Source organism: Streptomyces sp. NPDC054840 (genome assembly GCF_053611065.1).
Genome location: NZ_JBSGZP010000237.1, coordinates 1 through 9,914, shown reverse-complemented (window position 1 = coordinate 9,914; position 9,914 = coordinate 1). Strand labels below are relative to the sequence as shown.

9 protein-coding genes are annotated in these 9,914 nt (G+C 73.9%); 3 read left to right on the top strand and 6 right to left on the bottom strand.

Annotated elements, in window-relative coordinates; translation table 11 throughout:
* The 3 genes from aceB to ACWGIU_RS18525 all read right to left on the bottom strand — a co-directional run.
* Positions 1 to 1,580 (bottom strand): malate synthase A (gene aceB, locus ACWGIU_RS18535; protein WP_453707089.1); only part of this gene is annotated, 1,580 nt, incomplete at its 3' end.
* A gap of 252 nt (positions 1,581 to 1,832) precedes the next feature.
* A complete protein-coding gene (locus ACWGIU_RS18530) occupies positions 1,833 to 2,471 on the bottom strand; it encodes a nucleotidyltransferase family protein (protein WP_453707087.1) in 639 nt (212 codons plus the stop codon).
* Positions 2,429 to 2,620, bottom strand: coding sequence for a hypothetical protein (locus ACWGIU_RS18525; protein WP_453707085.1), 192 nt, complete (start codon positions 2,618 to 2,620; stop codon positions 2,429 to 2,431). Before ACWGIU_RS18525 ends, ACWGIU_RS18530 begins: the two co-directional genes overlap by 43 nt.
* A gap of 89 nt (positions 2,621 to 2,709) precedes the next feature.
* Here ACWGIU_RS18525 and yczR point away from each other — a divergent pair, with 89 nt between their 5' ends.
* Positions 2,710 to 4,197, top strand: coding sequence for a MocR-like transcription factor YczR (gene yczR / locus ACWGIU_RS18520; RefSeq protein ID WP_453707084.1), 1,488 nt, complete (start codon positions 2,710 to 2,712; stop codon positions 4,195 to 4,197).
* Between the two features lie 252 nt (positions 4,198 to 4,449).
* Here yczR and ACWGIU_RS18515 read toward each other — a convergent pair whose 3' ends face one another.
* Positions 4,450 to 5,085, bottom strand: coding sequence for a response regulator (locus ACWGIU_RS18515; RefSeq protein ID WP_453707083.1), 636 nt, complete (start codon positions 5,083 to 5,085; stop codon positions 4,450 to 4,452).
* On the bottom strand, positions 5,082 to 6,365 hold the full coding sequence (locus ACWGIU_RS18510; protein ID WP_453707081.1) for a sensor histidine kinase: 1,284 nt from the start codon (positions 6,363 to 6,365) through the stop codon (positions 5,082 to 5,084). The genes ACWGIU_RS18515 and ACWGIU_RS18510 overlap by 4 nt, the downstream gene beginning before the upstream one ends.
* A 134-nt stretch (positions 6,366 to 6,499) precedes the next feature.
* On the opposite strand from ACWGIU_RS18510, the gene ACWGIU_RS18505 reads away from it, so the two are divergent.
* Positions 6,500 to 7,588 (top strand): ABC transporter permease, encoded by a 1,089-nt coding sequence (locus ACWGIU_RS18505; RefSeq protein WP_453707079.1) that lies wholly within the window; start codon positions 6,500 to 6,502, stop codon positions 7,586 to 7,588.
* Positions 7,585 to 8,265: an ABC transporter ATP-binding protein gene (locus ACWGIU_RS18500; protein WP_453707077.1), complete on the top strand. Its 681-nt coding sequence runs from the start codon at positions 7,585 to 7,587 to the stop codon at positions 8,263 to 8,265. Before ACWGIU_RS18505 ends, ACWGIU_RS18500 begins: the two co-directional genes overlap by 4 nt.
* On the opposite strand, the gene ACWGIU_RS18495 is transcribed toward ACWGIU_RS18500, so the two are convergent.
* Complete coding sequence (locus ACWGIU_RS18495; RefSeq protein ID WP_453707075.1) at positions 8,251 to 9,786, bottom strand: hypothetical protein; 1,536 nt, start codon at positions 9,784 to 9,786, stop codon at positions 8,251 to 8,253. The genes ACWGIU_RS18500 and ACWGIU_RS18495 overlap by 15 nt on opposite strands.
* Positions 9,787 to 9,914: the final 128 nt, after the last annotated feature.

Sequence of the window (9,914 nt, the reverse complement as noted above, 5' to 3'; positions counted from 1 at the left end):
TCCGCGTAGTCCGCGTCGAGGGAGACCTGGAGGAGAAGGTCGTGGGCCTGCTTCCACTTGCCGGCCGCGAAGGCCTCCTCGCCGATCTCGGCGCGGATGGCGGCCAGTTCCTCGGCGGCGATCCTGCGGGTCAGTTCGGCCGTGGCCGTCTCGCCGTTCTCGAACACGACACCCGCGTTGATCCACTGCCAGATCTGCGAGCGCGAGATCTCGGCGGTGGCCGCGTCCTCCATCAGACCGAAGATGCCGACGGCGCCGAGGCCGCGCAGCCACGCCTCGATGTACCGGATGCCGACCTGGACCGCGTTGCGCAGGCCCTCGTACGTCGGCCGCGCGTCCAGGGAATCGATCGCGATGAGCTCGCCGGGGGCCACCGAGACGTCCTCGCGCAGCCGGTCCTTCTGGTTCGGCTTCTCGCCGAGCACCGCGTCGAAGGAGGCCATGGCGATCGGGACCAGGTCGGGGTGGGCGACCCAGGAACCGTCGAAGCCGTCGCCTGCCTCGCGGTCCTTGTCCGCCTTGACCTTCTCGAAGGCGACCTTGTTGACCTCGGCGTCCTTGCGTGACGGGATGAAGGCCGCCATGCCGCCGATGGCGTGCGCGCCGCGCTTGTGGCAGGTGCGGACCAGCAGTTCGGTGTACGCCCGCATGAACGGGGCGGTCATCGTCACCGCGTTGCGGTCCGGCAGGACGAACTTCTCGCCGCCGTCACGGAAGTTCTTCACGATGGAGAAGAGGTAGTCCCAGCGTCCCGCGTTCAGGCCGGCCGCGTGGTCGCGCAGCTCGTAGAGGATCTCCTCCATCTCGTACGCGGCGGTGATCGTCTCGATGAGGACGGTCGCGCGGACGGTGCCCTGGGGGATGCCGACGTAGTCCTGGGCGAAGACGAAGATGTCGTTCCAGAGGCGGGCCTCCAGGTGTGACTCCGTCTTCGGCAGGTAGAAGTACGGGCCCTTGCCGAGGTCGATCAGGCGCTTCGCGTTGTGGAAGAAGTACAGGCCGAAGTCCACGAGGGAGCCGGAGGTCGGGCCGCCCTCGAACCGCAGGTGACGCTCCTCCAGATGCCAGCCGCGCGGCCGCATCACGACGGTGGCGAGCTGGTCGGCGGGCTTCAGCGCGTACGCCTTGCCGGTGCGGGGATCGGTGAAGTCGATGCGACGCTCGTAGGCGTCGATGAGGTTGAGCTGGCCGAGGACGACGTTCTCCCAGGTGGGAGCGGAGGCGTCCTCGAAGTCGGCGAGCCAGACCCTGGCGCCCGAGTTCAGGGCGTTGATGGTCATCTTGCGGTCCGTCGGACCGGTGATTTCCACACGACGGTCGTTCAGCGCGGCCGGGGCCGGCGCCACCTTCCAGTCGCCCTCGCGGACCTGTGCGGTGTCCGGGAGGAAATCGAGGGTGGAGGTCCGGGCGATCTCGGCACGGCGCTCGCCGCGACGGGCGAGGAGCTCGGCACGGCGGGGGGCGAACCGCCGGTGGAGCTCGGCCACGAAGGCGAGGGCCGCTTCGGTGAGGACTTCGTCCTGCCGGGGCAGGAGCTCGGCGTCGACGATGGCCAGCGGGGACGGCGCTGGTGCGGACATATCTGTCACTCCTTCAGCGGCGGTGCCTGGCGGCCGCGGGGGAATGCTCGCGCGAGACGGCACGCAGTGCCGTCGGGTGTGGAGAGTTCCGGAATACGGTCGCGGGCGCCGTCTGGGGGTTCAGGGCGCTTCTGACCAGTGGATAGTAATTTCCTCATGGTGGAAGTTCAATGGTTTGTTGATATCGAGATTCTCCGAGTCGACAGATTCCGCTTCCCGGTGGCCCTCAGTGCCATGGCCGTCACGCCGTGCTCAGAGGAGTCGTGCCAGGTCGGGCGGCGTGTCGATGTCGAAGGCCTCCGCGATGTCCCCACACTCCACCAGCATGAGCTCCCCGGCATGTCGCGCAAGATGCACCCGCGCGCCCTTGTCGCCGGTCGCCGTCGCCGCGATGTCGGCCCAGCGGTCCGCGCCGAACAGCACGGGGTGGCCGCGCTCCCCGTCGTACGCCGCCGCCACCAGGCTCGTCGGGGAGCGGTACGCCGTCAGCACCCGGGCCACGGCCGCCGGGCCGATGCCCGGCTGGTCCACCAGCGAGACCAGGGCCGCGCCGGCGCCCGTACCGGCCAGGGAGGTGAGGCCGACGCGCAGGGAGGAGCCCATTCCCTGCGCCCAGTCCGGGTTGTCCACGACCACGCAGCCGGCCAGGTCCGCGCGTTCGCGGACCTCGGCCGCCGAGGCGCCGAGCACCACGTGCACCGGGCCGCAGCCCGCCTCGCGCAGGACCCGCACGGCGTTCTCGACCAGCGGGCGGCCGCGATAGGGAAGCAGTGCCTTGGGCCGCCCGCCGAGCCGGCGGCCGCCGCCGGCCGCCAGGAGCAGGCCCGCGATCACGGGAGAGCCCGGGATCAGGGGCGGATCGGGCGGATCGGAATGTGTGGGGGATGACATGCCACCGATTCTCGCCCCTGCGCGGGCGCGTCCGACCGCCGCGCCAGGGCGCGCCGGACGGAGGCCAGCGCGGCCCCGATCCGCAGCGGACGGGCGATCCGGGTCTCGGTGGCGGCCAGTAGGGCCCGTTCGTCACGGTCGGTCATCATCTCGGTATCTCCTTGCCAATCGAAGGCCAATGCGGCGAGTCTGGGTCCTCGATTGGCCTGGCCGTCAGAGCCAATCGGGGGAGGTTGGCATGGCAAACGGGCGAGTGGTCCAGACAGCGGACAGAACCATGGGCGGCCGCCGGCTCGTGGCTCTGCTGCCCGCCGACGTCCTGGCCCGCCCCGGCTACCGGGCGCTCGCCGACGCCGTCCGCACGCTGATCCTCGACGGCCGCATCGCCCTGCACGTGCGGCTGCCCGCCGAACGCGAGCTCGCCGAGGCGGTCGGTGCCAGCCGGGCCACCGTCACCGGCGCCTACGACCTGCTGCGCGAGAGCGGCTACGTCCGCAGCCGGCGCGGCTCCGGCACCTGGACCGAGCTCCCGGACGGCCACCGCCCGGTCGGCGCCCACGCCCTCCTCGGTGCCGGCGGCTACAGCGCCGACGGCGACCCCGGCATAGACCTCGCCATCGCCGCCATGGGCGCCCCGGAGGACAGCCTCGCCGCCGCCTTCGCCCGGGCGGCCCACCGGCTGCCCCAGCTCGCCCGGACCCCCGGCTACCACCCCTTCGGCCTGCCCGACCTCCGCGCCGCCGTCGCCGACCGGTTCACCCGGCGCGGGCTCCCCACGCGCCCCGAGCAGATCCTGGTGACGGCCGGCGCCCAGCAGGCCTTCTCGCTGGTCGTCAGCCTGCTCTGCCGTCCCGGGGACCGGGTCGTGACCGAGAACCCGACCTACGCCAACGCCCTCGACGCCCTGCGCCACGCGCGGCTGCGCACCGTATCCATCGCCGTCTCCGACGCGGGCTGGGACATGGAGACGGCCGAGTCCACGCTGCGCCAGATCGTGCCCAGGCTGGCGTACGTGATCCCCGACTTCCACAACCCGACGGGCGTGCTGATGCCGCCGGAGCAGCGGCTCCGGCTGCTCGCGGGGACCCGTGCCACCGGGACCTGGCTGGTCGTGGACGAGACGATCGCCGACATCGCGCTGGACGTGCCCGCCCCCGCGCCGCTGGCCTCCCTCGCCCCGCGCGGCGGCGCGGACCACGTGATCACCATCGGCTCGCTCAGCAAGACGCACTGGGGCGGGCTGCGGGTGGGGTGGATCCGGGCCTCCGCGAAGATGATCACGGAGCTGACGGCCGTGCGGGTCTCCGCCGACATGACCGGCTCGGTGCTCGACCAACTGGTGGCGCTCCCGCTGCTGGACGACATGGACCGGGACCTGCCCGCCCGGCTGGCGCAGCTGCGGATCCGGCGCGAGGCCCTCGTGCGGGCGCTCCAGCGGTACACCCCGGAATGGTCCTGGCAGGTCCCGCCGGGAGGGCTCTCGCTCTGGGTCGACCTGGGCGAGCCGGTCAGCTCCGCCCTGTCCGAGCGGGCCGCCGCGGCTGGGGTGTACATCGGCCGCGGCGCCCGCTTCGGGGTGGACCCGGGCACCTTCGAACACCGGCTCCGGATTCCGTACACGCTCCCCGCCGACCGGCTCGACGAGGGCGTCCGCCGTCTCGCGAGCGCCTTCCACGACGGGGTGCCGCTGCCGTCGTCCGTGGAGCGGCCGCACTGGGTGGCGTAGGAGCGGTTCCCGCGCAGGGCCGGCCGCGCGCGGCCGTGCGGAGTGCCGTGCCACCGCCGGGCGGAACGGACGGCGATCAGCACGGCGGCGGGCAGCACGGCTGCGTTCAACACGGCCGGGCCGCAACGCCGGACCCGCGCCGGACCCGTCGGCCGGACCCCGGCCCCCCGTCAGCGCGATCCCGGAAGGCGCCCGCGGCCACGGCGGGGACCCGGAGCGCGAAGGCGGCCCGGCCTGTCCGCCCGGGCACCCTTACGGGGTGCGGATCAGCCGGCGGGTGGCGGCCGCCGCGACCGCCGAGGTGCGGGAATCGACGCCGAGCTTGGCGTAGATGTGCACCAGGTGGGACTTGACGGTGGCCTGGCTGAGGAAGAGCTTCTTGGAGACCTGCTGGTTGGACAGGCCGTCCGCGACGAGCTGCAGCACCTCCAGCTCCCGCTTCGTCAGCGCCTCCGCCGGAGTCCGCATCCGGTCCATCAGGCGCAGCGCCACCGCCGGGGCCAGCGCCGACTGGCCCGCCGCGGCCGTGCGTACCGCCGCCGCGAGCTCCTCCGGCGGGGCGTCCTTGAGCAGATAGCCGGAGGCGCCCGCCTCCACCGCCGCGAGGATGTCCGCGTCGGTGTCGTACGTGGTCAGCACCAGCACCCGGGGCGCGCCCGGGCGGGCGGTGATCAGGGCCGTCGCCTCGGAGCCGTGCATACCGGGACCGGGACCGAACTGGAGGTCCATCAGGACCACGTCCACCGGTTCACGCGCGGCCAGCTCCACCGCACGCTCGGCTGTCGCCGCCTCGGCCACCACCGCGAAGTCCGGTTCGGTGTCCAGCACCGCGCGCAGCCCGGCCCGGACCACCGGATGGTCGTCGGCGAGCAGGAGACGGACGGTCACAGGGCCTCCACTGCGTCGGTGAGTTCCGCGTGATCCCCGCGATCCCGGTGACCCGCGTGTTCCGCGTGTTCGAGGGGCAGCGGCAGGGTGACGGCCACGGCGGTGCCCTGGCCCGGATCGGACTCCACGGTGAACAGCCCGCCCAGGGTCTCGGCGCGCGAGCGCATCGCGGGCAGCCCGAAACCGCCGTCGCCGGAGCCCGCCGAGCCCGGTGACACCGACGAGGGATCGAAGCCGTGCCCGTCGTCGACGATGTCCAGGGTCACCGAGGCGTCCATGAACGTCAGGGTGATCTCGGCGCGCCCGGCCCGCGCGTGCCGCACCACATTCGCCAGTGCCGACTGGGCGATCCGTAGCAGGGCCACCTCGTAGGGGGTGGGCAACACCCGTGGGATGCCGCTCAGCGAGAACCGCACGCGCGGTCCGAGGACCCCCGAGCACAGCCGCTCCAGCGCGGCCGGGAGCGACCCGTGCTCCAGGTCCGGCGGGGTGAGGGCCCGTACGAACCGACGCGCCTCGGCGAGGTTCTCCTGGGCCGCCTCGCGCGCCCGGGCGATGTGCTCCAGCGCCGGGGCCTCGGTCGGCAGCGCCCGCTCGGCCGCCCGCAGCAGCAGCTGGATGGAGGACAGGCCCTGGGCGAGGGTGTCGTGGATCTCCCGGGCCAGCCGCTCCCGCTCGGCCAGGATCCCGGCATCCCGCTCGGCCGCGGCCAGCTCGGCCCGGGTGGTGATCAGCTCCTCGATCAGCTCCCGGCGGCGCTCGCTCTCGCGGTACAGCGCCTGGTAGCCCAGTACGGTCGCCACCGCCACCGCCCCGCCCAGCAGCGGCCCGAGGAAGGCTCCGGGGGTCGCCGCGCCGCTGTGCGCGACGAACCCGCCGATGGCCGCGCAGGCGGTCACCGCGACGGCTGAGATCCCCCAGCGCAGCCGCAGCAGGTGCAGCTCCAGGAAGTACAGCGGGAAGGCGATCCACAGCCCGTCGGGGGAGACCACGAGCAGGCCCGCCCAGGCCGCGCCGAGCCCGGCCAGCCACAGGGCCCCGGCGCGCGGCGAGCTGTGCACCGCGGGGGCCCGTACGCCGCCCGCGTAGACGCCGACGAGCACCGCGCAGGCGGCGATCACCCAGCCGGCCCGGGGCGCGGAGTCGGTGACGGCCCGCCCGGCGGCGAGTGCGAGCAGGCCGAGGAGCAGCGCGTGCAGGCACAGCCGCAGCACCTTGGACACGGGCGTCAGGGCACGGGTGGCGGTGGTGGGGGAAACGGAGGAAACGGGAGCAGTCATGTCCGGACCAGCGTAAGTGGGGGCGGACCGGCCCCGGTCAACCGAAAGTTTGATGTCCCGACGCACCCTTCGATACGAGGATCACCACTGTGGCGCGATGCCCTGTGTCCACGCGGAGGACCAAGGTGGGGAACATGTTCGTCGCATGGAGAGATCTACGGTTCGCCAAGGGCCGATTCGCCCTCATGGGGTCGGTCGTGCTGCTCATCACGCTGCTGGTGGGACTGCTGTCCGGACTCACCTCCGGCCTGGCCCGGGAGAACATCTCGGCCATCACCGGTCTGCCCGCCACGCACCTGGCCTTCGCCGCGCCCACCGGGGACCAGAAGGTCTCCTTCACCAACTCCCAGGTGGCCGAGTCCGCCTGGCTGGCGTGGCGCGAACGGCCGGGGGTGAAGGCGGCCGAGCCGCTCGGCATCCGCACCACCAACGCCGTCTCCGGTGAGCGCACCGCCGCGGTCTCGGTCTTCGGGGTGGCCTCCGACGGGGGGCTCGCACCGCGGAACGCCGGCCTCACCCAGGGCCGGGTGGTCCTCACCGAGAAGGCCGCGAAGGAGCTCGGCGGCCTGACCGCCGGGGCCGAGCTCAAGATCGGCCCGCTGGAACTCACCGTGTCGGGCGTCTCCGGGACCGCCGCCTACAGCCACACCCCGGTCGTCTGGATGGACCTCAACGACTGGCAGCGCGTCGGCAACCCCGGCACCTCCATCGACACCCTCGCCACCGTCGTCGCCGTCTCCGCCGGTGGCGGTGTGGACCTCGCCGCCGCGGACAAGGCCGCCACCACGAAGGCTCGGACCGTGGACGAGGCCCTGGGCGCCATAGGCTCGTACCAGGCCGAGAACGGCTCGCTGCAGCTGATGCGCGGCTTCCTCTTCGCCATCTCGGCCCTGGTGATAGGGGCCTTCTTCACGGTGTGGACGATCCAGCGCAGCGGGGACGTCGCCGTCCTGAAGGCACTGGGTGCCTCCACCCCGTACCTCCTGAAGGACGCCCTCGGCCAGGCCGTCGTGATGCTCGCCCTCGGTACCGGGCTGGGCACCGCGCTCGCCGCCGGCTTCGGCGCGCTGATCAGCGGCGGTCCCGTGCCCTTCGTCCTCGACGCCGCCACGGTGCTCGTGCCCGCCGCGATCATGATCCTGCTCGGCGCGCTGGGCGCTGCCCTGTCCATCCGGCGGATCACCGCCGTCGACCCGCTGACCGCCCTCGGGAGCGCCCGATGACCCTCCTCGTCCACGACGTCACGCTGACCTACCCCGACGGCGAGAGCCGGCTCACCGCCCTCGACGCGGTCGGCCTGGAGGTGCCCGCCGGTACGCTGACGGCGGTCATCGGCCCCTCCGGCTCCGGGAAGTCCAGCCTGCTCGCGGTGGCCGCCACCCTCGTGACCCCGGATCGCGGCCGGGTCGTCGTCGCGGGCCAGGACACCACGAAGCTCGGCCCCGCCGAGAAGTCGGCCCTGCGCCGGGAGAAGATCGGCATCGTCTTCCAGCAGCCGAACCTGCTGGCCTCGCTGACCGCCGCCGAACAGCTCCAGGTCATGGCGCACCTCTCCGGCCGCCCCGCGCGTGCGGTGCGCCGGCGGGCGCTGGAGCTGCTGGACGCGGTGGGCCTGGCCGACAAGGCCGACAAGCGCCCCCACCAGCTCTCCGGCGGCCAGCGGCAGCGGATCAACATAGCCCGCGCCCTCATGAACGAGCCCGCGGTGCTGCTGGTCGACGAGCCGACCAGCGCGCTCGACCACGAACGCGGCGCGGCCGTGCTCGACCTGCTGGTCGCTCTGACCCGCGAGCGCTCCACGGCCACGGTGCTGGTCACGCACGACCACGCCCACCTGGAGCGGATGGACCGCACGGCGACGATGGGCGACGGGCGGCTCATCGCGTCAGTTCCCGCGTAGCGCGTGCCCGTCGACCGGGACGGGGCGCGCCGAAGGGGCCAGGTAGGCGAGGTGGCCGCCCGGACCGGGGAAGTCCGGCAGCGGGACCCGGCGCCACCCCCGCGCCCACGCGGGCGGCGGCGCCCCGCCCGCCACCAGCACCGCCGTGGGCCGGGTGCGGGCGAGAGCGGCGAGTGCGTCGGGGGTGATGCTGCCGTCGTGGCCCCCGTACACCTGGCGAGAGGCGCACCCGGCGCGGAACGCCACCCGGACGGCCTCCTCGCCGCTGATCACGCAGGGTGGCCGCACCCCCTGGCGGTGCAGTTCGGCGACCACCGCGGCGAACGCCGTCCGGTTGCCCCTGCTGCGCGCTTCCAGCGTGGCGGTGACCGCCAGCTGGAGGGCGACATGCGCGGCCAGCGCCAGGCAGAGCGCCCCGAGGGCGAACGGACGGGTGCGGGCCCTGGCGAGCAGCCCGGCCAGGCACAGGGCGACGGGTACGGCCAGCAGGGCGTACGCGGGCAGCAGGAAGCGCGGCGCCGCGTACCCGACCAGCAGCAGGTACGGCGCCGCCAGGGACAGCGCGGCCACCGTGGGGACGAGGAACAGCCGCAGCCGCCCCGCCCGGTACGCGGTGACGAGCCCGCCCGCGGTGAACAGCGGTAGCGCGAACCACCACAGGCCGGTGTCGGGCCGGGACCAGGGCACGTCGCACGGGCGGCAGAGCGTACGGCCGCCCAGGGCGCGCAGGTGGTCGCCGAACGCCGGGTTCCAGCCGAGGCCGCCCTGGATCTCGCCGGCGCGGTGCAGCCGGGTGAGGAGGCCGCCGTAGCGGAGCTCGGCCTCGATGACCCACTCGGCGCCTCCGAGCAGCGCCCCTACCGCGAGCGCCGCGAGCAGCGCGGGCCGCCGCCCGGCACGGACGGCCGGCACGGCGCAGGCCAGGGGCAGGACGAGCCAGACCGCGTCGGAGGGGCGCATGAGCGCGGCGAGGGCGACTCCGGCCACGATCCCGGCGAGCGCGGTGCGGTCACCGGGATCGCGGGCGGCCCGCAGGAAGCAGCCGACGGTCAGGAGGGCACCGAAGGCCACCCAGAGATTGGGCATGGCCTGCGGACCGTAGAACAGGGTCGTCCACAGACCGGCGAAGAGGGCACCGGCCAGGGCGAGCACGGGCGCGGGGACCAGGCGCCGCCATACCCAGAGACAGAGCAGGAGCGCCGACGCCGACAGCAGCGCCAGGTAGATCCGCAGGGCCGTGACGGACGGGGTGAGGAACGGGACGGGGGCGACGAGGAAGGTGATTCCGCGGGCCCGGGGGGCGCTGAAGAACGCGGCGGGCGCGTCGCGCGCGACCTGGCTGACGTACACGGTCTCGTCCCAGCCCAGGCCGGTGCCCGGAACGGCCAGGAGCAGCTGGGCGAGGGCGTACGCGGCGGCGACGGGGGCCAGCCAGGTGAGATCCCGCCGCCGCTCCGCGCCGGAGGCGGGCCAGGGCAGGGCATCGGACCGGCTCGGTGTCGTGACGGGGTTCGGGGCCATGGGCGGACCTCGGGGGCGGGGGGGCGATTGCCCACTACGCTGCCCCGGCGGGGCGCGCCCCGCCATCGCGGACCGGCAGTCGGCCCAGCGCCGGACCCGCACGGCCCGGGAGCCCGTCTGCTGAAAGG

Coding starts and splice junctions, on each gene's coding strand:
- ACWGIU_RS18525 (WP_453707085.1), bottom strand. CDS start 2,620: ATGATGACCGACCGTGACGAACGGGCCCTACTGGCCGCCACCGAGACC.
- yczR (WP_453707084.1), top strand. CDS start 2,710: ATGGCAAACGGGCGAGTGGTCCAGACAGCGGACAGAACCATGGGCGGC.
- ACWGIU_RS18510 (WP_453707081.1), bottom strand. CDS start 6,365: ATGACTGCTCCCGTTTCCTCCGTTTCCCCCACCACCGCCACCCGTGCC.
- ACWGIU_RS18530 (WP_453707087.1), bottom strand. CDS start 2,471: ATGTCATCCCCCACACATTCCGATCCGCCCGATCCGCCCCTGATCCCG.
- ACWGIU_RS18495 (WP_453707075.1), bottom strand. CDS start 9,786: ATGGCCCCGAACCCCGTCACGACACCGAGCCGGTCCGATGCCCTGCCC.
- ACWGIU_RS18500 (WP_453707077.1), top strand. CDS start 7,585: ATGACCCTCCTCGTCCACGACGTCACGCTGACCTACCCCGACGGCGAG.
- ACWGIU_RS18505 (WP_453707079.1), top strand. CDS start 6,500: ATGTTCGTCGCATGGAGAGATCTACGGTTCGCCAAGGGCCGATTCGCC.